At 59.8% G+C, this 25,201-nt stretch carries 21 protein-coding genes and 1 pseudogene; 7 read left to right on the top strand and 15 right to left on the bottom strand.

What is annotated here, in order from left to right; translation table 11 throughout:
- The first annotated feature begins 47 nt into the window (after positions 1 to 47).
- On the top strand, positions 48 to 899 hold the full coding sequence (locus HDE78_RS02795) for an oxidoreductase (protein ID WP_179476967.1): 852 nt from the start codon (positions 48 to 50) through the stop codon (positions 897 to 899).
- A 50-nt stretch (positions 900 to 949) separates the two neighbouring features.
- Here HDE78_RS02795 and HDE78_RS02790 read toward each other — a convergent pair whose 3' ends face one another.
- Positions 950 to 1,333 carry a hypothetical protein gene (locus tag HDE78_RS02790; RefSeq protein WP_179476966.1) on the bottom strand — a complete coding sequence of 128 codons (384 nt, stop codon included), beginning with the start codon at positions 1,331 to 1,333 and terminating at the stop codon, positions 950 to 952.
- Between the two features lie 61 nt (positions 1,334 to 1,394).
- Here HDE78_RS02790 and HDE78_RS02785 point away from each other — a divergent pair, with 61 nt between their 5' ends.
- Positions 1,395 to 1,976, top strand: coding sequence for a hemerythrin domain-containing protein (locus tag HDE78_RS02785; RefSeq protein WP_218861936.1), 582 nt, complete (start codon positions 1,395 to 1,397; stop codon positions 1,974 to 1,976).
- 36 nt (positions 1,977 to 2,012) lie between these two features.
- Here HDE78_RS02785 and HDE78_RS02780 read toward each other — a convergent pair whose 3' ends face one another.
- From HDE78_RS02780 to HDE78_RS02765, 4 genes are all read right to left on the bottom strand, one after another.
- The gene (locus HDE78_RS02780; RefSeq protein WP_179476965.1) at positions 2,013 to 2,585 is read right to left on the bottom strand and encodes a relaxation protein; all 573 of its coding nucleotides are present in this window, start codon (positions 2,583 to 2,585) and stop codon (positions 2,013 to 2,015) included.
- Between the two features lie 42 nt (positions 2,586 to 2,627).
- A complete protein-coding gene (locus HDE78_RS02775) occupies positions 2,628 to 4,055 on the bottom strand; it encodes a DUF2235 domain-containing protein (RefSeq protein WP_179476964.1) in 1,428 nt (475 codons plus the stop codon).
- A 15-nt stretch (positions 4,056 to 4,070) separates the two neighbouring features.
- Entirely contained in the window at positions 4,071 to 4,682 is a 612-nt protein-coding gene (locus HDE78_RS02770) for a hypothetical protein (RefSeq protein WP_255457567.1), read from the bottom strand.
- Positions 4,683 to 4,996: 314 nt separating this feature from the next.
- A complete protein-coding gene (locus HDE78_RS02765) occupies positions 4,997 to 5,608 on the bottom strand; it encodes a hypothetical protein (RefSeq protein WP_255457566.1) in 612 nt (203 codons plus the stop codon).
- 736 nt (positions 5,609 to 6,344) lie between these two features.
- On the opposite strand from HDE78_RS02765, the gene HDE78_RS02760 reads away from it, so the two are divergent.
- The 4 genes and pseudogenes from HDE78_RS02760 (at position 6,345) to HDE78_RS02750 (ending at position 12,477) form a co-directional block, all read left to right on the top strand.
- A complete protein-coding gene (locus HDE78_RS02760) occupies positions 6,345 to 6,734 on the top strand; it encodes a ribonuclease domain-containing protein (RefSeq protein ID WP_179476963.1) in 390 nt (129 codons plus the stop codon).
- Between the two features lie 262 nt (positions 6,735 to 6,996).
- A pseudogene (locus HDE78_RS20970) lies at positions 6,997 to 7,244 on the top strand (IS5/IS1182 family transposase); the annotation flags it as partial.
- Between the two features lie 294 nt (positions 7,245 to 7,538).
- Positions 7,539 to 8,537 (top strand): alpha/beta hydrolase, encoded by a 999-nt coding sequence (locus tag HDE78_RS02755; protein WP_179476962.1) that lies wholly within the window; start codon positions 7,539 to 7,541, stop codon positions 8,535 to 8,537.
- Positions 8,538 to 8,778: 241 nt separating this feature from the next.
- Positions 8,779 to 12,477, top strand: a complete 3,699-nt coding sequence (locus HDE78_RS02750) for a bifunctional diguanylate cyclase/phosphodiesterase (protein ID WP_179476961.1) — start codon at positions 8,779 to 8,781, stop codon at positions 12,475 to 12,477.
- A gap of 125 nt (positions 12,478 to 12,602) precedes the next feature.
- Here HDE78_RS02750 and HDE78_RS02745 read toward each other — a convergent pair whose 3' ends face one another.
- The 3 genes from HDE78_RS02745 to HDE78_RS02740 all read right to left on the bottom strand — a co-directional run bounded on the left by HDE78_RS02745 (position 12,603) and on the right by HDE78_RS02740 (position 14,221).
- Positions 12,603 to 13,424 carry a hypothetical protein gene (locus HDE78_RS02745; protein ID WP_179476960.1) on the bottom strand — a complete coding sequence of 274 codons (822 nt, stop codon included), beginning with the start codon at positions 13,422 to 13,424 and terminating at the stop codon, positions 12,603 to 12,605.
- Positions 13,425 to 13,472: 48 nt separating this feature from the next.
- Positions 13,473 to 13,607 carry a hypothetical protein gene (locus tag HDE78_RS20965; RefSeq protein WP_255457565.1) on the bottom strand — a complete coding sequence of 45 codons (135 nt, stop codon included), beginning with the start codon at positions 13,605 to 13,607 and terminating at the stop codon, positions 13,473 to 13,475.
- Between the two features lie 227 nt (positions 13,608 to 13,834).
- Entirely contained in the window at positions 13,835 to 14,221 is a 387-nt protein-coding gene (locus HDE78_RS02740) for a helix-turn-helix domain-containing protein (protein WP_343205654.1), read from the bottom strand.
- A gap of 122 nt (positions 14,222 to 14,343) precedes the next feature.
- Here HDE78_RS02740 and HDE78_RS02735 point away from each other — a divergent pair, with 122 nt between their 5' ends.
- Positions 14,344 to 15,225 (top strand): SDR family oxidoreductase, encoded by an 882-nt coding sequence (locus tag HDE78_RS02735; protein ID WP_179476959.1) that lies wholly within the window; start codon positions 14,344 to 14,346, stop codon positions 15,223 to 15,225.
- Positions 15,226 to 15,293: 68 nt separating this feature from the next.
- On the opposite strand, the gene HDE78_RS20960 is transcribed toward HDE78_RS02735, so the two are convergent.
- The 7 genes from HDE78_RS20960 to HDE78_RS02700 all read right to left on the bottom strand — a co-directional run bounded on the left by HDE78_RS20960 (position 15,294) and on the right by HDE78_RS02700 (position 25,125).
- The gene (locus HDE78_RS20960) at positions 15,294 to 15,641 is read right to left on the bottom strand and encodes a diguanylate cyclase (protein ID WP_255457563.1); all 348 of its coding nucleotides are present in this window, start codon (positions 15,639 to 15,641) and stop codon (positions 15,294 to 15,296) included.
- Positions 15,642 to 15,997: 356 nt separating this feature from the next.
- The gene (locus HDE78_RS02725) at positions 15,998 to 16,624 is read right to left on the bottom strand and encodes a TetR/AcrR family transcriptional regulator (RefSeq protein WP_179476957.1); all 627 of its coding nucleotides are present in this window, start codon (positions 16,622 to 16,624) and stop codon (positions 15,998 to 16,000) included.
- A gap of 31 nt (positions 16,625 to 16,655) precedes the next feature.
- Positions 16,656 to 17,957 (bottom strand): hemolysin family protein, encoded by a 1,302-nt coding sequence (locus HDE78_RS02720; protein WP_179476956.1) that lies wholly within the window; start codon positions 17,955 to 17,957, stop codon positions 16,656 to 16,658.
- 175 nt (positions 17,958 to 18,132) lie between these two features.
- The gene (locus tag HDE78_RS02715) at positions 18,133 to 19,611 is read right to left on the bottom strand and encodes a TolC family protein (RefSeq protein WP_179476955.1); all 1,479 of its coding nucleotides are present in this window, start codon (positions 19,609 to 19,611) and stop codon (positions 18,133 to 18,135) included.
- Positions 19,595 to 22,753 (bottom strand): efflux RND transporter permease subunit, encoded by a 3,159-nt coding sequence (locus HDE78_RS02710; RefSeq protein WP_179476954.1) that lies wholly within the window; start codon positions 22,751 to 22,753, stop codon positions 19,595 to 19,597. Before HDE78_RS02710 ends, HDE78_RS02715 begins: the two co-directional genes overlap by 17 nt.
- Before the next feature lie 2 nt (positions 22,754 to 22,755).
- Entirely contained in the window at positions 22,756 to 23,895 is a 1,140-nt protein-coding gene (locus HDE78_RS02705) for an efflux RND transporter periplasmic adaptor subunit (protein WP_179476953.1), read from the bottom strand.
- A gap of 24 nt (positions 23,896 to 23,919) precedes the next feature.
- Positions 23,920 to 25,125: an arabinose transporter gene (locus tag HDE78_RS02700; RefSeq protein WP_179476952.1), complete on the bottom strand. Its 1,206-nt coding sequence runs from the start codon at positions 25,123 to 25,125 to the stop codon at positions 23,920 to 23,922.
- Positions 25,126 to 25,201: the final 76 nt, after the last annotated feature.

The following is a 25,201-nucleotide window of genomic DNA, read 5'->3' as shown; positions in this document are numbered from 1 at the left end:
AGCCCCTAGTTTAGACTGCCGGCTACCGAATCCCAAGGACATACGTCATGACGATAAACACTGCCCACGCCACGAAGAAAGTCGCGCTGATTACCGGTGCGTCCTCCGGTATCGGCGAAGCGACAGCGCAGCGCCTGCTGGCCGACGGCTACGTGGTTTATGCCGCTGCGCGACGGCTTGAACGTATGCAGCCACTGGGCGCGGCGGGTGCCCATCTGCTGTCGCTGGATCTGACCGACGATGCGTCGATCGTGGCTGCGGTGGATGCCATCAAGCGGTCGGAGGGACGTCTCGATGTGCTGGTCAACAACGCCGGCTACGGTTCCTACGGTGCCCTTGAGGACGTGCCGCTGGATGAGGGTCGTCGACAGTTCGAGGTCAACGTGTTCGGGCTGGCTCGGCTGATCCAGCTCAGTACGCCGATGATGCGCGCCCAAGGCGGTGGGCGCATCGTCAACATCACCTCGATCGGCGGCAAGATGCACGAACCGCTGGGTACCTGGTATCACGCGACCAAATTCGCGGTCGAAGGGCTGAGCGATTGTCTGCGGATGGAGCTGGCACCGTTCGGCATCGATGTGGTGATTATCGAGCCTGGCGCGATCCGCACCGAGTGGACGGGCATCGCGAGGGAAAGCCTGCTGCAGCGCTCGGGCCATACGGCCTACGCCGAGCAGGCCAGGGCACACGCGCGCCTGTTCGACTCCAGCGAAAAATCAACGATGGTTTCGGAACCGGATGTGGTCGCCGCCACGATTGCGCGTGCGCTGCGCACGCACCGTCCCCGCACGCGCTACGCCACCGGCGGCGGTGCGCGCGTCATCCTGTTTCTACGGCGAATACTCAGCGACCGCGCATTCGATTCGCTGATGCGGATGGCGGAGAAGGGCGCCGCGTGAGCGCGACAGCGAAATCGGCTGAGACGGTCGTGTTGAGGGCATGCGGCCTATCAATCGGGATGAAGCTGACGAGCCGCTGCGTCGGCCGTATCTTCGGGACGCGTATTGAAAGCGATGGCCGCACCGGGCGCCCCTTTGTGCACGATATTGACCACCGTCTCGAACATGGCGAGGCTTTTCGGTGGAATGCGCAGGCCGCCACCGATCACCACGCAGTCGTAGGTTGCGCTTTTCAGCTGTTTCTCGAGCATGGCGCTGCCGGCCGCATCGGGCGTGATCATGCAGGTATCCCCCTGCCAGCCGCGTTCCTCGATCTTGCTGACGGCGACGGCGATACCGGCATTGATCTTGGCGGCATCGAATCCCGGAGGAAGCGAAGGGTCGGAAAAATCGACGGTTTCCGGCTTCTGGCCGATAAACAGGATGCGTGTCATTCGGTTTTCTCCGTACAGAGACTCTTACCCTACACGGGAAACATCTCGGTGACGATGTGGAATGGCTAGCAGACGCTTTTGTCACCCTCCCTGGCCGACACTCACGCTCGGCGGAAGTGAAGCGAAAGACTTAGCCGCCAGAGCGATTGAGACTTCCATTTTCGTCACGAGCCGGGGAATACGCCACATGTCAGAAACCATTTTCGAAGCCTTGCGAGAGAGCCATAAGATCCAGCGCTCACTGATGCGCAGCCTGATGCTTTCCGATCCGGGCGAGCATCGCGTGCACATGTTTACCGAACTGCGCATCGAGCTGGCCGCGCATGAAGCGGCGGAAGAGCGGTATCTGTACGTGGATATTCTGATGGACGATCGCGGCCTCCATTCGGCACGTGACGCGCTGAGCGATCACCACAAAATGGATAAGCTGGTCGAGAAGCTGCAGACGACGGATCACAAGGGTAGAGGCTGGACAAGCACGTTGCAGAAGCTTTCCAAGGCTCTGCACGATCATTTGCGTGAAGAGGAAAAAATCTTCTTTCAGGTATCCGGCAAGATCCTCAGCGAGACGCAAAAGACCTCGCTGGCAAAAAAGTACCGGAAAAACTATCGGGAGATGCGTGCAAAGCTGATGGCTGCCTGAGAGCACGTTCAAAGTCTCCTCGTGGAAGAGAACGCGCTATCGCCTCATCACCGGCACGTACTGCCGATGATCGCCGTAATGCTTGCCCTTGGTGTCCACATTCGCACAGAGCTGGCCTTTTTCGCACAGGACCAGATCCGCGTTGTTGTAGGTTTTCATCAGATCGGCGTTGAGCTGGTTTTCCTCGATGACCTTGGTGTAATGCATCGATAGCCAGATGCCGCCGGCAAGCAACAGCAAAAAACATACTGCCGTGACGCCGATGACTTTCCAGATCAGCAGCCGCTGCAGGTTTTCGATGTGCTTGATCTGCTGCGCAAGTGCGTGAGAGGCCTGTCCGACGTCGTTGCCAGCCTTGTCTAGCCGCTGCTGGAAGTCGGTGACCGGGCGAGACAGGCCTAGTTGCACCTGGCTCGACACCTGACCGGGCACCGCTTGCATCGAGTCATTGGCCGATTGCTTCACGACGGCCGGCAGCTGTTGCGTCAGTTTTTGCAGCTCTTCCGACGATGTGAGCAGGCGATGGTCGATTTCATCGCAGCGCCGTTCGAATTGTTCCATCAAAGCGGCGGTCTTGCTGATCAGTACGCTCAATTCGTCTTCTTGCATTGCGCTGCGGTCCTTGCTCGATCACGGTTTGCCACAGGATATTCAGCGCTGCGGTCCACTGCCGACAGCGGGCGGCTGTTGCTGCGTCGGCTGCTGGGAAGGTTGCGATGGAGCCTGCTGTTGCGTCTGCGCCTGTCGGTTGATCGTCGCTGCCGCCTCGGTCTGCATGGCGCGTGCCGCGTCGGAATTGGCGAGCGCCTGGGTACCGGTACGAAACGCCGCGCGGTCGCCCGATTGCCCAGCCGCCAGCATGTTGTCGAGCCGCGAGGAGAGATCGTTCGCCGCAGCGGCCGGTGCCTGCTGCGGTGCCGGCAACGCACCGATTTTCACCTTCTGTCGTTCGAACTGATTGCTGAGCGCCTCGTTGCGCGGCTCTGCGTGATAGGCGTCGCCGACGCGCCCGATCTGGTTCTTGGGTACCAATAGATCGTTGTAGCCACCGGGGCCGGTTCGATCGATCTTCGGATAAAACTTGTAGAGCAGCATGCTCTGTTCGGAGCGATGTACCACGTTCAACCGGGGATCGGTCGGTTCGGCCTGCTTTTGCAGATACGGTTTGTCGCTCAAGCCGTTCAAGTAGTCGGTCATCAGGTTGTTGCTGCGGATGGCCAGACCGTCACGCAGATAGCTGCCGCCAACATCGGAATGCGCACCGGCTACGTTCACCGCTAGAAAACGACCGTCGGCCGTTTCACCGGGTTTGATAATTCGGTCGGATTTGAACAGTCCACGGCGCTCATCGTCGGCGTTGATTTGAAAGCCTGAAATCACCGAGGGTGGTAGACGACGGTCCTGATGCTTCATCGGGTTGCCAGTGCCTACCGGGTCGAATAGGCCCACGGCTTGGACAACTTCACCGGGTGGAACCATCGGCTTTTTGGTGTATTCGACATGGGTAATCATCCCGTCGGAGTCACGGGTATATTTGGCACCGGTCGGATCCTGGATTCCTCGCTCCTGTACGAGGCGGGAAAAACCAGCGGCCTGTTCGGCACCGCGACTGAAACCTATGTCGGCCACTCGAATTTGAGCTTGTGGATCATCCCTTTTCCATTTCCAGGATTGATCGATAAATTGTTTGTACATCTCTTCAGTGCGCTTGCTATAAGTAGCGCCACTCATTCCATCCAGAGTCTTTGCGATGGTGCCGCTCTGCGTACCGGGCCCTGCGACGTAACCGTTGTGAATCTGCTCGTTGCCCCCCATGCGCAGCGCGGTAACTTGGTCACTTATCTTCGCAACATTGGTTTTGTGCAGCGGATCCGCCACTGCATCGTTGCCTGTGCCATCCATGCAGGCAATGAAAAGTCGTTCGTGCGGATTGTTTGCATGGATAAGCACGGGCGCCTTAAATTCTGAAAGCGCCGTACTGGCATCTTTGTAGGTCTGCAATTTTTGTGCATCGGCAGGATAGAATGAGCCATCCTGCGGCGCGCCGTCCTTTCCTGGTTTGTGAGATTCTCCACCCATGGCGTCGCTCCTTGCTTAGTAGGTATGGCTCCACGCCAGGAAAATATCATCACGACCGTAGCTGTTCTTGTTCCCCGGAATTTGCTCGGTCTTCGTGGGAATCAAAGTTGTCATGTAAACGTTGATGGTCCGATCATTCACTTCAAGAAAGATGTCGGGCTCACCAGCCACTGGCCCGCTATGAAAATCGGCCATATCTGCTTTGGGCACGTCGTGCCAGATCAGCTCGTCTTTAAAAATATCGCCGATATCGATTGTGGCTTCGTGAGCAATGCCATCCTTGGATTTCCAGCGAACCTCGGCAGGCGGCGGGAAATTTTTTATGCTCACGTATGAAGCTGTTCCCCATGACTTTTTATAATCGGGAGAGCTTGGTGGTGGCGAGGGCTTGTCTTCGAAAAGTTTAGTGAAATCGTTGTTGGCGTAAATGACGCTGCAAGTAATCGTGTTGTAGCAAACAGCCTCAAAATTATGCTGTTTGAATTTAAGCGGCACGGCGTGCGTCTGCGTAGGGGGAGCGATTCTTGCGTTGGTCTGGGCTGACATGGCTGGATGGCATCCTGTCATCAATAAAACGGAAATAGCGATCGAGAACGTGACGCGGCGAACGTTGAACGGGCTGAGCATCTGGCTCTCCTGCCTTAAGCTACAACAAACCGAATGTACTTTGCTCGCGCACGATCGGCAATATGCGTGCGTCATGTGTTGACCATTTCATCGGCTATCAAATCAGCCGCGGCTGCGTACACCCGATAAACGGCCAAGCAGGATCGCATGATCAGAGGTACAAAGCGTGAGACCGCGTAAAAATCTCGAAAGTACAGTTGCGGACGCCATTGGAGGTTTCAACTTCTGTGCATCGGCGATGTGGAAAGATCGATCCTGCCGTACGCTGTCCTTCCCGGTTTCTGAGATCATCCATTCATGAGGTCGGTCCTTCGTTAGTAAGTGTGGCTCCAACTCAAAATGATATCTTTACGAAAATCACTGTCTTTGTTTCCGGGGATCTGTTCATTCTTGGTGGGAATGAACATGGCCATATACACATTGAGTGTGTGGTCATTCACTTCCAGAAAGATATCCGGGTCGTCAGCGACGGGGCCTTTATAGAAATCCGTCATTTCGGACTTGGGCACGTTGTGCCAGATCAACTCGTCTTTGAAGATGGCGCCGATGTCCACGGTGGCTTCATGCGACTGCCCGTCCCTCGACTTCCAACGTATTTCCGCGGGTGGTGGGAAATTCTTGATACCGAGATAGGATGCCGTTCCCCAATGCTTCTGATAGTCGTCCGCGCTTGGCGCTGGCGTAGGAGTGTTTAGATAGGGCCGGGCAAAATCGTTGTTGTCGTAGACAACGGTGCAACTCAACGTGTTGTAGCAATGAACTTCAAAGTTGTGTCGCTTGAACTTCAAAGGAACGGCACGCGTTTGCGCAGGAGGAGAGATTGTTGCGTAGGTTTGGGCCGAGATAGCTGTTTGACATCCTGTCATCAATAAAACGGAACCAGCGATCGAGAACGTGGCGCGGCGAACGTTGAAGGGGCTGAGCATCTGGCTCTCCTGCCGTGAGCTGCAACGCACCGAATGTACTTCGCCCATGCACGATCGGCAATATGCGTGCGTGACATCTCGACCATTTCATCGAACCCTCAAATAAGCCGCGTCTGCGTATACGCAATGAACGGTTAACTGCCATGGCGACGAAGTAGCCGACCAACCGCAGGGCGTACTCGCGATAAGTCCGATGTCGGTCCGCCAGTGTCCGACTGAGAACCGATCACCTGCTTCATCCCGGGCGAATGCTTCCTGATGCCGACGAACGAGTCCGCGTTGCTCAAGCGCGGCTGCGTCACGGTCGAACACAGTCCCATCGTCTGGCTGCCCGACACGGCATCGCGGTTAGAGGCGGTGCGACTCGCCGACGGTCGCATGCTTCCGCTGCATGCGCTGTTCACTGTTTCTGGCAAACACTCACTCGTTCTCTCGCTGTGCCACTCGGCGTCAGGGTGCAAGGCCCATCGGGTACTTACTTGTATGCAACTTTTGCTGTTCAGTACCGAAGTCGGTCGTCGCCAGCGCCTCGACGTTCTGTATTTGATCAAGTCATCGCCATTCCTCGATAGCCATGATGCGGCATGCGATGGAGGCCAAGGGTAGGCATTTTTCTGAGTGGGAATCAGGGTTTCACCGATGGGGCTTATGCATCGAATGGTCAAAAGTGGCGCTGCCTGGTTGTTCCTTGTGACGGGAACCGGCATCCATCCCTATCTCTTCAGAGGAAAAGCAAATGCATTCATTCATCCGATCCGCCGCGATCGTCGCCTTCACGCTCTCGGCAGCTCAGGCCATGGCGAAAGATCCTGGTGCGTGCGGCACGCTCCCCGACTATGTGCGCGAAGCGGCGCGTGATATGGCCTATTGCATCACCATGCCGAATCCCATTGTGGCATGCGGCCCTACGGCGGTTGATGTGCAGGTATTCGGCAACGCCGAGGGTCGACTGCCGCGGGCAGGTCGCGGTCAAACCTATTACGAGGGCAAAGCCCGACGCAATCCGGGCGGCCCGGCAGGCACGTATCGGCTTGTATACCTCGTCACCGACGGCACGACCAAGTCCGTCATCGAGAACCGTTATTACTCTGCGGATCACTACGAGTCGTTCTGCAGCATTCGCTGAAAACCGCAGGAAACAAACGGGGCCGTCTTGACTTGGCCCCGTTTTGTTCCTTGTGATTCGCGCAAACCGGTCCGCCAACTTTCGATGCCAGGTGTTCCTGGCGAACACCACGCCGAATCGTTCAATTGAGGATAGGCAAAGGCTCCGCATTCATGCATGCGGAGCCTTTACTTTCATTAGTTCCGGTGCTGCGTGTGCGCGGGAGTCGCGACGAATCCTGCCGAATGTCAGCCGCGTCGAAGTATTCGCCGGCGACCAAACGTCGTTCATCGTGACCGCAGCCAACGTGCGTGACATCACCATGCTCAGCGCGGTGTTGGAAGCCATCGCCGTGACCCGGCCGCAACCGCCGCATCGGCGCAGCAAGCACCTGTGCGCTGGCGCGGGATGCCGAAGCCGCATAGGGCAGGGGTCATCAAAGAACACGGCTACATCCCTCACGTCGTCGATTGCCGACAGGAGGCGAATCGCAGGCGTCGCGATCCAAAGAAGAAGCCTCGACGTTGTGTACATCGCTCGCGCACGATCGGCAATACGAAAACGTCACGTCCTGACGATTCCGTGCCAGGCGCCAGCCACGCCGCTTGCGCATAAGCGGCAGACAAGCGCGTGAGCTAGCTCGCTGAGCTGAAGCGCAAAGATGAGAAGTTGTGCGTCTTTCCGGCGATGTTGCCTGTGCGGGCGTCAACCTTCATACCGCGTGATTTAATGCGGTTCGCCACCATTCACGGATACGTCCCCAATCTTGCGGCATCTGCAGGGCGAGGCCCGGTAGTTTTCTTGGTCGTCATCGTGGAGCGTTGTATGCGCTGTAAGGCTTTCGTGGTTGTCACACTTCTACTGATATCGGTGGTTGCAGGCACCGCGTCGGCAAGGCATGGCGACCGAGCGGCGGCTGACGGACAGAGCGACGGCTCCGGAAACTGTTTCGATGCGTCGGACGCTACGGAAATTCGGCTCTGGCCGGGGGCTGCGCCCGGTGCAGCGGGTGACGACCCATGCCGCGACATTCCTTACCTGAAAATGTATGCACCCAACGGCGTACGCGACAAAAGCCGCCCGGCGATAGTGATCATTCCCGGCGGCGGCTACGACCGTCTCTCGGATGCGAAAGAGCAGGCACCGGTGGCGGAGTATTTTGCGAGCCATCTGCACGTCGTCGCGTTCGTGCTGTATTACCGCCTCGTGCAGCACGATGGGCTTTATCGTTATCCCGTGCCGATGTGGGATGGACGGCGCGCGCTGAATCTGATCGGCCGCAATGCGCGCGCACTCGGCGTGGATGGCAATCGTATCGGCCTGTTCGGTTTCTCCGCGGGCGGCCATCTGGCTAGCACGCTTGCGCTGCATCCGGACAGTGATTTCGATCTGCCCATCCACGATGCCGTCGACGCCGCACACGCGACGCCAGCGTTCCTTGGCCTGGGCTATCCGGTAATTTCGATGTTGCCTTCCGAATACGCCTCACCCAGTTCGCTGAAGCACCTGTTGTACGGCTACGACGGGGGCACCTTGCAACAGCTCGAATACAACCTGTCCGGCCAGCACCATGTCACTCGACATATGCCCCCGGTATTCCTCTTCGAGAGCGAGGACGATCAGCGCATCAGCCCCGAGAACAGCATCGTGTTCGCCACGGCGTTGGATGCGAACCGCGTGCCGGCCGAGGTGCACCTTTTCAAGCATGGTGTGCACGGTTCCGGCCTGTCCGAGGGGGTCCCCGACGAGGATCAGTGGCCGCGCCTGTTTCAGGCATGGCTCGAACGTATGGGCTTCATCGGTCAAGTTCCCGTGCGCGGATGACTGCTTATGGAAACGTGCCCTGAGGCCAAGGCGCGTGCGATGCGCATCGAAGCATTGCAACGCGTCGCTCCACTATCGGACCACACGTTCCACGTAGTTTTGACGACGCCCACGCCCGCATAGGAGCACGTCCGGTTTATCGGGCGTTCCCGGGTTATATTGGCGGGGTGTTTGTCGCCATGGCCGGCTTTGTACCATCAAGTCCGCCTGCCTTTCGGCTCTGCAAACCGGGGAAATCGCGATGAAGTTCATGGCTCGGCCGGCACGATGGTTGTCGCTCGTCATTCTCGTCGCGGGCGCGGCCGTGATGGCCGGCTGGGCGACACACACGGCATGGCTCACGACGATCATTCCCGGCCGGGTTCCGATGGTCTTCAATACCGGGCTGTGCTTTTTTCTTTTGGGGCTGGCTTTGATTCTGCTGTCTCTGGGTAGCGCGAACGCCCGGCGTTCGGTGGCTAGACTGTGCGCGCTCATGGTGCTGGTGCTGAGCGTGATCAACCTGTTGCAGGTTTTTGGCGACATGTCGCTGGGCATCAATCTGCCGACGTTACACGCATGGAACCCGATCAATAGCGTCAGGCCGGGGCAGATGTCGCTGGCCGCGACGCTGTGTTTTCTGTTCGCGGCGCTGGCGCTGCTGTTGCCGGTCGGGCGCCACCCTGGTCTGGCCGTGGTCGCCATGAGCTTCGGTGCGGTGCCCTTCGGCATCGGACTGACCGTGATCCTTGGTTACATGATGCATCTGGAGTCGCTGTACACGTGGTATCCGCTGAATCAGATGGCGCTTCCCACCGGCGTGGGCATGCTGATTTTGAGCGTGGCGCTCTGGCCCGTCTTGCTGCATATCAGCGCGCTGCACGTCTATTCGGAAGACCGCCAGATCATTGCAGTGGGTACGACCGCGCTGCTGGTGGTGGCGCTGGTGGCGGTATTCAGCGGCGTTTGGCTGCTGCGCACGCAAGGTGTGCCCGCCTTGCAGGCGAATCTTCAGCTAGCCCGCGAAGCCCGCGCGGATCTGCTGATGCTGGACCTGGAGAGCGCGACTGCGCATGCCATCGACGCCGCCGAGCAGGCGCCGCTTGCGCAGGCAATGATATCGGCCTTGCGCGCACCGGATAGCGGGGATGCACGACAGTCTCTGCAGGCTGCGGCCAGTGCCTTGCTGGCACGCGGCATGCGCGGCGTACAGGTGAATGGGGCTGGCGGGATCGTACTGGCAAAGGTTGGTGCGGCGATCGAACCGTCGATCGGTGCACTGCCGATCGGGGCAACAGCGGGCGCCAACCATGCGCTTGTCTGGCGCGATGGGCTGGTGCTGCGCACTCGAGTGAAGCTGGGTCATGCGGGCGCAGGCCAGGGTGAGCTGTTGATGGACCAGCCGTTGAATCTGATGCAGTCGAGGCTGCAGTCCGGTACCTACTTGAACGCAACGGTCACGACGCTGCTCTGCGACCGCATGAACGCGGCGAACATGTCGTGCATGCGCATCGGCAGCGGCGATACCGCACCGATAAGCGATCGACTCGGCGATCATTTTGCGGCGTTGGCGAACAGTGCGATCGCGGGTTCCAGCGGTGTCGCCCGCGCGCAGGCCAGCGAGGGCGTGCCCACCGACGTCGTTGCCTATGGTCCGGTAGGGTCGACCGGGCTTGCGCTGCTGGTGCAGCTCGATGCCACCAGTATCTATGCGCCGATTCGGCGCGGCATGCTGTGGGGAATGGGCATCGTCTTGATTGTGGTGGTGGTGTCGGCGACATGGTTGCGTGCGCGGATACGCGCGCTGGTCACGCGCCTGGTCACCACCGAAAGCCGCTATAAGGCCGTAGTCGAGTCCCTGCACGACGGCCTGCTGCTGCAGGATGCCGATACCAAAATCCTGGCGTCCAATTCCGCCGCAAGACGAATTCTGGGGCTGGAAGAAAGCGAATTGCGAGGCCGAAGCTCGCTCGATTCGGCGTGGAAAACCGTGCGCGAGGATGGCTCCGACTGGTCTGGCGTAGACCATCCCGCGCCACGCACGTTGCGCACCGGCCAGCCGGAGATGGGCGTGATCATGGGCGTGCAAAGGCCGAGGGGTGAGCTGCTTTGGGTCAGCATCAACACGGTATTGATCAGTGGCGACGGCGTGAACGATGCCCGTACCGTCGTCACCTCTTTTTCCGATATCACCGCGCGACGTTCTGCCGAACAGCAACTGGCGCAGTCCAATCAGCTGCGCCAGGCGATTCTGGATGCGGCGCCTTTTTCGATCATCGCCACGGATGAGCACGGACTGATCAAGGCAGTCAATCCAGGCACCGAGCGCATGCTCTGGTACAAAGCGGACGAGCTGATCGACAAGGTGACGCCGCTGGTCATTCACGATCCGCTGGAAGTGGGCGCGCGAGCGGAAGAGCTGTCCAGCATGCTAGACAAGCGCGTCGAAGCGGGTTTCGAGGTGTTCATGCACAAATCGCGATTCGGCGTAACCGACGAACGCGAATGGACTTACGTGCGCAAGGACGGCTCGCGTTTTCCGGTCAACCTGACGACCACCGCTCTGCGCGATGAGCGCCAGCAGATCACCGGTTTTCTCTGCATTGCCTACGACATCACCGAGCGCAAGCATCAGGAGGAATACGCGCGCCATGTGGCGCACCACGATTTTCTCACCGGCCTGCCGAATCGCATGCTGCTCAACGACCGGTTGTACATCGCGATCGAGCGCGCACGGCGCGACGGCTGTAAGGTGGCCGCGATGATGATCGATCTGGATCATTTCAAGCGCGTCAACGATTCGCTCGGCCACCATATCGGCGATGAACTTCTGAAGATCGTCGCCGCTCGGATCCTGGCTTGCGTGCGCCGATCGGATACGGTGGCGCGCATGGGTGGCGACGAGTTCGCCGTGCTGCTCAGCGATATCAAGAACGACCAGGATATCGAACTGATCGCCGAAAAGATCATCGACAGCGTTTCCCAGCCCGTGCAGGTGGGTGGGCATGAACTGCACGTCTCTCCCAGTATCGGCGTCAGTCAATACCCGGTTGATGGAGAGGATCTGCATGCCCTGCTGGTCGATGCCGATACCGCCATGTACGAGGCGAAGCTGGCGGGGCGGAAAACCTATCGGCTGTTCAGCCGCGAAATGGAGCTGGCGGCCAAGGCCAAGCTTGAATTGGAAAGCGAGCTTCAGCTTGCCCTCGCGCAAGGCGAATTCCAGCTGCACTATCAGCCGCAGGTCAGTCTGAAGAATGATCAGGTGCAGGCCATGGAAGCGCTGCTGCGCTGGTACAGCCCAAAGCGCGGGCTGGTCTCACCCAACGATTTCATTCTCATCGCCGAACAGAGTTCGCTCATCTTGGAGATCGGCGACTGGGTATTGCTCAACGCGTGTCGCGACATGGCGGCGCTCAACCAGCGCACGGGGCAGCGCCTGCGCGTGGCGGTGAACCTCTCGTCGCGGCAGTTTCTGAAAAACGATCTGGTGGAGCAGGTGCAGCGTGTGGTCGAGGAAACCGGCCTGATGCCGGGCTGTCTCGAGCTAGAGATCACCGAGGGCGTGCTGATGGATCACTCGGCCGAGACGATCGGCCGGCTTCAAAAACTCCGCGAGCTGGGCGTACTGATTGCCGTGGATGATTTCGGCGTCGGTTTTTCAAGCCTGTCGTACATCACCCAGTTTCCGATCAGCACGCTGAAGATCGATCGGGTCTTTGTCAACCGGTTGCCTGACAGTTCCAGCGATGCCGCGGTGGCGCTGGCGATCATCGCGTTGGCGCACAGCCTGGATATGACGGTGGTCGCCGAAGGCGTCGAAACGATCGAGCAGCTGGACTATCTGCGTCTGCACGGCTGCGATTTTGTGCAGGGTTATTTTCTGGGCAGGCCGCAGCCGATGGATGCTGTTCGAGTGGATGGCATCCGATGGTCTGTGTCTTTGCCTCCCGCGCCGTAGACGGAGCGCGCCCGGATTATTTGGCCAAGTCGTAAGCCGGGAAAGCTTCTGCTTTACTTCCACAGCGCCATAAAAAAAGCCGGTCGCAATGACCGGCCTCTAGCGCTCTCTCGACTTAGCGGTAACTACGCCACGCGACGCACCGGGTATTTGCGCAGGTGGTAAACGCGGTGGATGTGGCCGGCGCCGAGCCAGCCGCCAACGGCAGAGGCGAGCAGGGCGAGGAAGCCGCTGATAAACGCGATCCATAGCGTCAGCGACAGATAGTGCGCCGCCTTGTCCGCGGCCATCTTGGACTCCGAGCGAGCGGCATCGATTTGCGGCGTCAGCTTCTGCAGCGAGGCGGCAGCGGAATCCTGACTGGTACCGGTGTCGGCGGCCAGGAGTGCAGTGGCGATATCGTCCTGACCGGCGAGAATGGCGCCGACGATCGGTGCCGAACCGCCGCGCTCCCGCCCGGTCAAGGCATACGCAATATTGGCATCGAGCACCGACACGGCCGGCGTCATGGCGGATGCGCCACCGTGCATATCCGACCCGGGACCGCCCATGTGCTCGTTATGTCCCGACATCGCGTGACCGAGTCCCAGAGCCAACCAGAGTGCGGTGGTCGTCAATGAAAGACCCCACACGGTAACGCCGTGCAGCGCGCCGCTGGTGTCGTCGTTTCGTCCGTCGAACCAGGCGGCAAACATGCCGCCGATGAACAGCGCGGCGACCCAGGTGATAATCATCCAGACCGCGGTACCGATACCGACACCCTTGGCACTGCCTGCGGCATTCCATGCGTCGAAGCCGGCAAAACCCAAAGCCAGACCCGCGCAGTAGAGCAGGCCGGCCGTCGCGGTCGCGACCAGCCATCCGGCAATGATCGCACTGAAGCGCATGGTCGGATGGGCGAGGGCGAGTTCGTCCTGGATCAGGCCGTCGTTAGCAACATAAGACATGAGTTTCTCCTGCGAATAAGTAGGCGAGGGTTGAGTGCGATGTGGTCATTACGCACAACCTCGCAACAGCGCGAAGAGAAGCAGCAGGGGAATAGGCACACCCATCAGCCAGAGTAGGACGTAACCAATGCCGCCTTTTTCTTTGGAGGATGGCGGCGGTGACAATGGATTTGTTTCGTTCATGACTTCTCCCTCTCGTGTGGTTGGACCGCAGCGAGCCTTGCGGCCCCACCTTCGTTGCGGTGAGGCAGGGTGGCGTTTGGGAAGTCGAAAGAGCGTGATGTCGACAAGTCGATGGGTTCGGCGAAATAAGCCTGTGAAAAATGTCTAGGCCATTTTCACAAAAGCAGTCGCCCGAGTCCGGCCGTTGGATCGATCGGTGAAGCGCACAACCTCGTCACGTCCCTTGGCTAACTTGCCAACCGGTCGTAGCTGCGGCGTGCCGACTTGATTTCGGCGTGGGTGCTCTCGGCCCACAACACAAGGTGGGCGAGCGGGTCGAGCAGGGATTGCCCCAACGCTGTCAGGCGATATTGAACGCTGGGCGGTTTGGTGGGAAACACCTTGCGCGTCAGCATGCCGTCGCGCTCGAGGTCGCGCAGCGTTTGCGTCAGCATGCGTTTGGAAATGTCTGGGATGGCGCGCTGGATTTCGCTGAAGCGCTGCGGTTCGGCCGCCAGCACCATCACGATAAGCGTGGTCCATTTGTCGCCGATGGCGTTGAGCACATCCCGTACCGGGCAGTGTTCTGCATCAAGCGTTTGCACGCGCCATGCCTCGAACCGTCGACTCAATATCGATCGAGCCGCGGGCAGCGGGTTACTTTTGCGTAACCTGGTCACAGGAAACTGCCTCCTTTCGCTTTGTTAACCAGGTCTCTAATGTAGACCTACTTACCCCGGTCAACAAGGCAACTACCATGTCCCTATCGCAACCCCGCATTCTGGTTACCGGCGCCAACGGCCAATTGGGCCGGCTGGTCGTCGAGCGTTTGATCAAACGCATTCCTGCCTCGCAAGTGATCGCCGGCGTGCGCGACGTCGACACCGCCCGAGATCTAGCTGCTCTTGGCGTGGAGGTTCGCACCGCCGATTACGACGCTCCGGCATCGCTGAAAGCGGCGTTTGCGGGAGTCGATCGTCTCTTGTTGATTTCGTCGAACGCCATGGGCCGGCGCGTTTCGCAGCACGGCCATGTCATCGACGCCGCCAGGCAGGCGGGCGTATCGTTGATCGCCTATACCAGCGTGTTGCATGCGGATACCTCATCACTCGGTCTGGCCGCCGAGCATCTGGCCACCGAAAAATTGCTGCAGGCCTCCGGCGTGCCTTTCGCGCTGCTGCGCAACGGCTGGTATACCGAAAACTACACCGGCAGCGCGCATGCCGCGGTGGAGCATGGGGTGATTCTGGGCAGCGCCGGAGACGGCCGCATTGCCGCGGCCGCCCGTGCCGATTACGCCGATGCGGCCGTCGCGGTGCTGCTCTCGAACGATACCCCGGGCGACAACATCTACGAGCTGGCGGGCGATACGTCGTTTACGTTGGCCGAGCTGGCCGATGAGATCGCCAAACAGTCGCGCCGGCCGGTGACCTACAAGGACCTGCCCGAAGAGGGGTTCAAGGCCGCGCTGATCGGCATGGGTCTACCCGAAGGGCTGGCGAGCCTATTGGCCGATTCGTCGGTGCAGGCATCGCGCGGCGCGCTGTTCGATGACGGCCGTGCCTTGAGTGCGTTGATCGGTCGACCAACGACAACCCTGTCCGACGCCGTGGCAGCGGCTCTGGCGACGAAGGGATGAGTTGAAAACGCGCCGATCGCGATGCTGTTTTCCGCGGCGAACCGTCGTTCGATCGCATGGGCAGAAGATCAGAGGACGGTTGGAATCGGTGTGATCGGCGTCGGCGCAGCGAGTGGGGGTGTCGTGCCGCCGATATGGATGCGGTGGCGGCCGGCCTGTTTCGCTTCGTAGAGCGCTGCATCCGCCGCGTCGAGCGCGTTGGCCAGATCGGCGTGTGGATCGCACAACGCCACACCGGCGGAAAAGGTTTCTCCGCGAGGCGTGGCTGTCTGCATGCGTTCCAGCAAATGCAGCGCCTGCTGCGTAGTGGCACTGCTTGTCGAGCTGCGCGGCCTGTCGGCGCAGCTGCTGCAATAGGCCGTCCATGCGCACCAGCACCAGCACCGGCAGCAGCAGGCCGCCGCCGACCACGGCAATCCAGTACGGATAATTGGACGGAGCGAGCTGGGCCAGCAGCAGGGTCAGGGCAGGCATCAGCGAGCCCAGCGTCAGCGCGACCAGATGCAGGCGCGGCAGCGGCGTATCTGCCGTGCTGGTCTCGTATTCCCACAGTCGCCACACCGAGGGTGCACGATCACCGTGTTGCCCGACTACGAATGCGCCAACTCGTTGAAGTCACCCAGACCACGCTCTTGTCTCCGACCAACAGCGTGGGTGTTGTGAACGTCATGTTCGGATTCTACGAGCCACCGACCGGAAACGCCGGGGGGAAGCACCAGAAGATCGTAAAGACCCCACGCATAGGGCCCGTACAATTTTTCGGCCGTGGCAATCAGCTTTTCGGTGTCTTCGAATTCATGTGCTGCCTTAGGTAGCCAAATACGGCTCTTTCGATACGCGCACGCAGCACTAGCATGTCTGTCTCACCCCGATCGCCCGCCGCATCCGCCATGCCACGAATCATGGCGACGACATCTGCTGCCGCAAGATCGGCTCCGTAATCTTCGGATGCAGGAAAGCCAGCCGCACTCTCGACGCATGCCTGCCGGAGCCGATCGATCACATTGCGATTCTGTCCCTGGATAGGTAGGCGAGCTTCCTCCAAATCGAGGAGTCGGGCCAAAGCAGGTCGACGCATCTGATGGTGTACGCATGCATTGACTAAGCCGGACACCGCGGCGTACTTATCGTCCAGTGCCGACGCGGCTTCCACATCTTTCAGGAGAAGGCTAGTCTCCCTCTCGATGAGAACGATAGTGAGGGCGTCCTTGTTAGGGAAATACTGGTAGACCGAGCCCACACTCACACCGGCCCTATCGGCAACCGCGTTGGTGTTGTAACCCGCGAAGCCGTCCGACTCGAGAACCTCGGCGGCGGCTTCGAGAATCACTTCAAACGTATCTTTCGAACGACTCTGACGGGGCCGCTTTCGAACGACCTTGATTTTTTGCTTAGACATGACGGCTCCGATGGATACGCCGGAAGATGGGTCAAGAATCAATGCTAAGAGGTGTCAAACGGATAAGACCGATCACGCCGGCACGGACCGAGAGCACCTCAAGGTGGAAGCGACCAGCGTCGACACAATCGCCTGCCACCGGCAGACGCCTTAGCTGGTCAATGACAAGGCCACCCAACGTCTGGTAGTCAGACCTCGTTTCAGTGATGCCCATGAATTCGCGCAGGTCGTCGACGGGCTGACGCGCCTCGACCAGGAACGATCCGTCGCTCTGGGCAACCAGGTCGTCCGATTCGTTCTTCGATGGATGACCGCCGGCTCCCTGAATATCACCCGCCACCGCCGAGAGAATGTCGGCAAGGGTCGCTAAGCCCACGACAGATCCGAATTCATCGACGACGATGGCCACATGCAGCCTGACGCTTTTGAGGGTATCAAGAAGCTCCAACACGCTGGCATTGTCGGAGACGTAGACTGGGGCAGCCCACGTCCGTTCTGTCAGAACGGCATCGCGCGACTGCGATGCAAGAAGAATGTCGACGCGGGGAGCGATACCACGGACTTCATCCAGACCCATTGCACCGGTTACCACCATTCGCGACGACGTTGACGACTCGACGCGAGCATAAATCGTAGCGGTATCCCAAGTGATATCGACGAACTCGATTTCTCGCCGTGGCGTCATCACGGTACGCACCTGTCGTTTCGCCAGGTCCAGGATGCGATCCATCATGGAATGCTCTGCGGACGCGATGGCGCCGGTGCTCATGCCTTGCACAAGGATGAGACGAATCTCTTCCTGCGTCACATGCCGGCGAGCCTCGCTCTTCACGCCGAACGCCTTGAGAATCAGCTGGCTGGCACCTTCGAGAAGGTAGAGAAACGGGTGTGTCAGGAATATAAGAACGCTCAGCGGTCGCGCGGTTGCCATGGCGGCGCGTTCGGGCTGATTCAGCGCGATGCTTTTGGGGACCAGATCCGAAAACACGAGCGCGACAAACGATACGCCCGCAAAGACAACAATCGATGCAACAGTCTTAGCGTAGGAGCCCGCGATAGGCGTCATGGCCAAGGCATCGCTCACCAACTTGGTGAGCCAGGTAATGACGAAAGCGCCCATCAGCATGTCGGTGACAAGGTCGCCGGCGCGAATCGCGGCCAGGAACAAGCCTGGCCGCGCTTTGAGCCGGAGTACGCGCTCCATGGGCCCCTGACTGCCCATCGTCTGGAGCGTGGTATCGCGCGATGCGATGAAGGCCATCTCGGTGTAGTTAAAGAATGCCGTGAGGACTAGAAGCACGAAAAAAAACGAGATGTTACTGAACGCGTCCATCGTCCCTCCGCGTTGCGAGTGAAGTGCTATGGCCTCGAGAGGCTAGGCGTGGGAATAAGGATATGAGCAATCCCTCACGTCTTCTACTCGCGTCCGACTGGCTCATATCAAGACGAAACTATCTTTATTTTTCATAGTTTTAGCCTATTTCATCACGGAACAAAGGACGCCGTGCTCACCTTTGGGCGGTATTGTCCTCGGTCGCTGGGGCAGATGACCGGGCCTCAGACTGCTTCGGCGGAGCATCCATGCCGCCGGCAAAGGCGGTATACATATCGACGATCCGTAGCTCCAGGTCCGTCCTGGCGCCGACCGCCGATGAGCGGGCGATCCGGTCATCCTGCCCTGCTGACAGCAACGACCGGCGAGACGCTCGTCCAGCCTCGAACTCGGCTTTCCGCACCGCATAAACGTTACTCACTTCCTGCGACGACTGGCTGATGAGCTTGTCCCTGTGCGCGGCGGTCACATACTCGTTGATCGCGACATCAGCCTCCTCAAGCGCCACGGCCATGGTCTTGTCGTAATCGGCAAGCGCGGCGTCGGCGGCAGCGCCTGCGGCACGAATGCGCGCCCGCGTTGCGCCCCCGTTAAAAGGGGTCCACGACACGTCCACCCCTCCGCTCCACAGTCGCGACGCGTCGCTCCCAAGCCTGCGAGGCGCCAACGCGCCGAAGCCGAGCACGCCACCGATAGATAGATCCGGATAGAGATCGGCCGTCTGGATACCGATCCTTGCTGTTGCTGCGGCCACCTTTCGCTCGGCTGCGCGGACGTCAGGTCGGCGCTTGAGGAGATCCGATGGCGTGTCCACGGTGACGAACACCGGTACGCTCAGGGATTGCGGACGCGCCAGCTCCGCCATCAGGGGATCGTCGAGCTTTACGGCAACCAACGATGCCAGATGATCCAGCGCCGAACGCACACGCGCCTCCAGCGAGGGAATGTCCGCCTGTATCGACGCGACATTTGCACGAGCCAGCGCCACATCCTGTGCGCTCGCACGGCCAGCTGCGCCGTCCACCTCGGTTATGGTGCACAAGACCTGAGCGTCGCTAGCGCGCTCTCGCGCGAGTTGCAGTTCCTCCTGGTTCCCACGTAGTTCGGCGTAGGTGCGGACCACCTGGCCGACGATCAGGCGGCGCATGTCATCACGCGCCCGTTCCTGTGCAGACGCATCGGCATTGGCAAGCTCGACGCTGCGACGAATGCGCCCGAAAAGGTCGAGCTGCCAACTCAGACCCAATGATGCGGTCGTCGGCGTTGCCGTATCGGGAGTTCCCGTGGTGCTAGTCAGTTCCGACTGCCGAGACCTGCCAATGCTTTCGTCCGCCGATAGCGATGGAAAAAACTCGCCCTTGGTTGCGCGCACCTCGGCCAGGGCACTCTCCAAGTGTGCGCTGGCAGATCGCACGTCGAAGTTTGCACTCCATGCCCTGTCGACAAGATCGTTGAGGATCGCGTCGTTAAATCCTTCCCACCATCGTGATGGCTGCGAACTGACTCGAAGGTCCGCACTTGCTATCGACGGAAACGCCGTCGGCAAGGCTAGGCTGCTGTCTTTAGCCACATAATCAGGACCGACCGCGCACCCCGCCAAGGAAACGGACGTCAACATAGCGAGCGTCAACCACGCTTTACGCGTTGTGTTCATGAGAGTCACCCTCAATCATCTTAGGCGGCATCGCGCCTGCGCGCTTACCGAATACGAAGAAAAAGACCGGCGTGAAAATTAGTCCGAAGACCGTCACGCCAATCATTCCGAAGAAGACTGCCGTACCCATCGCCTGCCGCATTTCGGCACCCGCTCCCTTGGCCAGGACGAGCGGGATCACACCCAGGATGAAGGCGATGGAGGTCATCATGATCGGACGAAAGCGCACGTGCGCCGCGTGGATGGCGGCATCGACCGTGGACATGCCCTGACGCTTTGCCTGCATCGCAAACTCGATGATCAAGATCGCGTTCTTGGCGGCCAAACCGATCAGCACCACGAAAGCGACCTGAGTCAGCACGTTGACGTCGGAGCCACGGGCAGACACGCCGACCAGCGCGGCCAGCAGGCACATCGGCACAATAAGAATCACGCTCAAGGGCAGGAGCCAGCTCTCGTAAAGAGCCGCAAGCACCAGGAAGACGAACAGCACAGCCAGAACGCCAGAGACCCAACTCGACCCACCCGCGCTCTTCTCCTGCAGAGCCAGCTCGGTCCATTCAAAGTCGTAGCCCGGCTCCAGATCGCGGCCAAGAATGCTTTCCATCGCGGCGATGGCCTGGCCCGTCGAATACCCCGGCGCGGCCGCACCTTGAACTTCCGCGCCATTGAACAGGTTGTAGCGGGCGACGCGGAAGGGGCCCGTCGTCTGCTTCACTGTGGCGACACTACCCAAAGGAATCATGACACCGGCATTGGAGCGCACCCGGATCGACGTAATGTCCGAGGGGTCGCGCCGGAACGCCTGGTCGGCTTGGACATCGACTTGAAAAATGCGACCAAACAGGTTGAAGTCGTTGACGTAATACGACCCCAGGTAGGCGGTCAGCGCACTGTTGATGCGATCCAACGGCAGTCCGAGCATCTCCGCCTTTGCCGGGTCGATATCAGCAAAGACGCTGGGCGAATTGGCATTGAACGGTGAGAACACGTTGGCGACCGCCGGCTCATGCGCCGCATCCATGCCAATCTTCTGCACCATCCGCTGGAGAGCTGCCGCGCCGTGGCCTGCGCGGTCGCGGACAAACAGTTTGAAGCCACCGCCAGTGCCGATTCCTGCTACCGCAGGCGGCGGAATCACGAGAATCCGTGCACCAGCGATCGGAGCCAGCGCCTTCCTGAGATCGCCAAGCATCTGATCGCCATCGAGGCCTTTTTTAACCCGTTCTGAGAAGTCGTCGAATACGGCAAACACTACCGCGGCGTTTGGCGCATTGGTGAACGTCGCTCCATCCACTCCCGAGATCGACGAGGTGTGCGCTACACCCGCCAATTTGTTCAGGCGATGGGAAGCTTCCAAAGCGACGGCGGAGGTTCGCGCAAGGGTGGAACCCGGTGGCAACTGAATAGAGACAATGGCGTAACCGCGGTCCATCTGCGGCACGAATCCATGCGGTGTCACCACCACACGCCACACCGTAAGTCCTATGAGTACGACATACGCCAGAAGCACGAGGGTGCGGCGACCGATGAAAAACGCGGTGAAGCGACCGTATTGTGCAGACAGGCGGGCAAACTGATGGTCGAACGCCTCAAGCGCACGCCCGACGGGGCCGGTGCTCTTCCCGTGATCAGCCGAGAACAGTTTCGCGGCGAGCGCCGGAGAGAGCGTTAGCGATACAAAGGCCGAAATCGCCGTGGCTAGCGCAATAGTGACGGCGAATTGTTTGAAGAACATGCCCACAATGCCCTGCACCAGCGCCGCGGGAATGAATACCGCAATGAGCACGAGCGCGATGGCGATCACCGCGATGCCCACCTCGGCCATGCTCCTATGCGAGGCCTCAAGTGGTGACAGTCCTTCTGCAATGTGTCGTTCGACGTTCTCCACGACCACGATCGCATCATCGACCACAATGCCGATGGCGAGCACCATGCCGAAGAGCGAGAGGTTGTTCAGGGACACACCGAAGATTGGCATCAGTGCCATCGTGCCAAGCAACGAAATGGGAATGGCCAGAATCGGGATGATCGCCGCGCGCCAGGTTTTGAGGAACAGCATCACTGCCAGAGCCACCAGCACCGTCGCCTCAAGGAGCGTGTGAAACACGTTCTCAATCGATGTGCGCACGAACTCGGTGGGATTGTAGTAAGCGTGGTAGTCGAAGTCGGCAGGGAAATCTTTCTTCAGTTCCTTGAGCTTCCCAAGCACCCGATCGGCCGTCTCCAGGGCGTTGGACCCAGGTTTCTGGTTGATGCCGATATCAACCGTGGACGAACCATCGAGGAGGGTGTCGCTGTTGTAGTCCTGTGCAGCCAACTCGACACGCGCGATGTCACGCAAGCGAATGGTCGCACCCGTGGCGGCATTGCTGGACACGGCGATATTGGCGAAGTCTTTTACGTCCGTGAGACGGCCGCGTGTGAGCACCTGCAGCTGCCAAGCGCCATTGGCGCCCTTCCCGGGTGGCGAATTAAGGACGCCCGGCGAGACTTGGGCATTGGCGCGTTTGATAGCGTCGATCACCGCATCGGGAGATAGGGAAAGCTCGGATAGCTTTCCCGGATCCAGCCATACGCGCAGCGCATAGTCTCGCTGTCCGCGCAGGTAGATGTCGCCGACGCCTTCCAAGCGAGACAGCGCATCCTTGATGTTCAGCGTGGCGTAATTGGAGAGGTATTGCTGGTTCAGCGTTCCGTGAGGAGAGACCAAATACACCACCATCATGAGATCGGGCGAGGTCTTCCTGACCTTCAGGCCGGCCTGGCGAACCTGGTCAGGTAGTTTGGCCTCGGCCACAGAGACTCGACTCTGGACCAGGGGCGTCACTTCGTCGATGTCCGTACCCGTACGGAACACGACACTGATGGTTACATTGCCGTCGCCGGTCGACTGTGACGTCATGTAAAGCATGCCATCGACGCCGTTGATCTCCTGCTCAAGAGGCGTGGCGACCGTCTCCGCGATCACTTCCGCCGAGGCGCCGGGATAGGAGGCCTGCACAGTGACCGTCGGTGGAACGATCTCGGGGAATTCCGAGATGGGCAACCGCATGCCCAGGACGCCGCCAACCAGCAGCAGGATAAGCGAGCAGACCGACGCGAAAACCGGTCGCTCAATGAAGAAGCTAGCAAAACGCATGGTCAATCTCCGGTTTGTGCGGGCACGACTTCCACGCGGTCGCCCGGGCGAACACGAGCGAGCCCGTCCGCGATGACGCGGTCACCGGGAATCAGTCCGCTGAGGATGAATCGCCTGGCGCCATCACGGTCGCCAATCACGACCGGTCGGGGGCTTACCTTCGAGTCCTTGTCCACGACCATCAATAGGCGTCGATCCTGGTCGCTGAGAACCAGTGCGTCAGGTACGGTCAAGGCTTGGATGGGGCCAGCCAATGGCAGCTGGACGCGGGCGAAGAAGCCAGGCAAGAGCGCACCGTCGGCGTTGGGGAGGATGGCGCGCAGGCGAACGGTGCCAGAGGCACGGTCCTCTTCGACGCCAGCATAGTCGACCCGGGCCTGACGAGGTTGCTGGCTGTCGCCGACATATATCGAAAGGGTCCGTTGGGTATCGGAGCCGACCGCCGCGGCCGCGAACCGCTGATAATCCGGTTCGGATACGTCGAAGGACACGCGCACTGGATCGATCGACGTCACGGTCGCCAGGACAGTCCCATTGGATACTCCGCCGGTGACGAAGTTACCCGCATCGATCTTCTTCTCCGATATCCGACCATCTGCCGGTGCAACCACCGTCGCGTAGGAAAGATCAAGTGCGGATACACGCTCCTGCGCCATCGCGGAACCCAGCGCGCCATCCGCCGCCGCTTTTTCTGCGGTGCTCTTTTCGAGGTCTTCGTCGCTCACCGAGCCACTGGACTTCAGCTTCATATCGCGTTCAAACATTTTAGAGGCCAGTGCCTGCCGCGCTTTAGCCTCATTGACCTTCGCCACATCGCGATCATGCAATGCCTGGAACGGCGCCGGATCAATTTCCACGAGGCGCTGGCCAGCCTTCACGCGGTCGCCGTCACGAAAGTCGATCGACTTGAGCACACCGGATACCCGAGCCCGCAAGGCGACATACTGCATCGCCTCAAGGCGACCGGTATAAGGGACAGAAGTTGTCATTGCTGTCGCCACGGGGGTGACAATTGAGACTTTGGATGGCGGCATCTGTGCGTTCTGAGCACTGTTGCCGCAGCCGGCGGCGAGAATGCAGACTGCGAGAATGAGCGGGCTCCTCGCGGCGATGCGCCACGAAACGTGCGTTGTCATTTGCATGGGAAAAGAGTCCAGTGAGCGGTTTCAGGTGCGCGAGCTATTGCTCAGCATCAGACGAAGCGCGACGAAGAACGACAGAGCCACAGCCACGGCACTCATGAGGTAGACCGACGCGGCGCCAAAGCTGGCCGCTAAGGCGCCCATGGCGGGGCTGGTGATGCCAAGGGAAAGGTCGAGGAATGCGACATAGGCACCCATCGCAACGCCACGGTTATGGGGCGGAACATGGCGCACTGCCTCGACACCAAAGCTCGGGAATGCGAGTGAGTAGCCGAGGCCCGTAAGTACCGCGCCCGCATAGGCCATGATCGGTGTGCCGGAGCCCCAGATGAGGAGCTGACCCAACGCTTCGATGACGACGCAAACCAGTGCGACACGGGCGCCTCCGATCTTGTCCGGCAGATGGCCGAAGGAAAGGCGCGCGACGATAAAGGCGAGGCCGAAGGCCGTGATGGCGAGCCACGCGTTGTCCCAATGCCGAGCCGCGAACAGAATTGCGACGAAGCCGGTAATGCCGCCGAACCCGACACTGGACAAGGCAAGACCGAAACCCGGCATGAGTACGGTACGGATCACGCGGTAGAAGGGAATGCGGGGCGCGACAGGTGGTGCGACATGCGGCACCGCAATCATCACCAGCAGTGCGATGAGCGGAATGAGAACCATAGCCGCGGCGACGCCAACGAATCCAGCTTGAGAACTGATGGCAATCCCTGCGGGAGCACCGGCGGCATACGCCGCGTAGATGGCAATGCCGACCCAGACCATCGCCTTACCTGCATTCTTCGGTCCGACCAGTGCGACGCTCAGGGTGAGTGCCCCACTGACCACAAGGCTCTCGGCCGTGCCAAGCAACAAGCGACCTACAAGAAGAAGACCGACAGCGACATTCGGCATGCCCGAAAACGCGATCGAGATGCCATAGGTCAAACCGGACACGGATGCCACTGTAAGACCCAGGAGCATTGCCTTCTTCGCGCCACGCGTATCGGCAAGACCGCCAGCCCATGCGCGCGTCAGTACACCCGCGACAAACTGCACACCAATCACGATACCGACGACAAATGTGCTCATACCGAGCACTTCGTGGATGCGAACGGGTAATACTGGTAGCGGTAGTCCCATCGTCAGGAAGCCGACAAAGACGGCTACTACGATGGGAAATATTTTTGAGACAGCAACAACGTTCTGCCCCGGAGCCGAGCCCTGGGTGTTCGGATGGTTTTGCATGGCGGTTCTCTTTCTGAAGGAAAGGCGCTACGTCCTTTTTTCCAGAATATGAGCAATCCCTTACATGCGAAACTCG

This window comes from Rhodanobacter sp. K2T2 (genome assembly GCF_013408815.1).
GTDB lineage: Bacteria > Pseudomonadota > Gammaproteobacteria > Xanthomonadales > Rhodanobacteraceae > Rhodanobacter.
This window is presented reverse-complemented; position numbering and strand designations above follow the sequence as displayed.